1 pseudogene is annotated in these 339 nt (G+C 56.9%); it reads right to left on the bottom strand.

Features of this window, described 5'->3' with window-relative positions:
• Positions 1-339 (bottom strand): annotated as a pseudogene (locus SB751_RS28870) (hypothetical protein); the annotation flags it as partial.

Below are 339 nucleotides of genomic sequence, written 5' to 3'. Positions count from 1 at the left end.
CCTCGTCCCACTTGAATAGCCGCCTCTGGCCCCCCAAGCCCCTTCAGCGTCTCGCGAGCGATTGCTTCGTGAAGTCATCATTTCAACGTCGGTCAAGTACACGAGCACAAGCACTTCTCCGTCGCGGCCGCGAGCACTGTGCTCCATGACTTCGTACTTGTCCGCACCGTCATCGTCGAACCAGACTTCAGCGGGTTGTTTTCCCTGCGCCTCCCTACCGTGCTGCAAGACGTCGTAAGCAAAGCTATGAACCGCCCCGAGTTTTGTGGAGGCTCCAACTCTTGAGAGAATGGAGCCATGAACAAGAAGCCAAGCAAGTTTTCCCCGGAAGTCCGAGAG

Source organism: Cupriavidus sp. SIMBA_020 (genome assembly GCF_046535395.1).
Lineage (GTDB): Bacteria > Pseudomonadota > Gammaproteobacteria > Burkholderiales > Burkholderiaceae > Cupriavidus > Cupriavidus campinensis.
The sequence above is the reverse complement of the archived record's forward strand: the minus strand, read 5'-3'. Positions and strand labels throughout refer to the sequence as shown.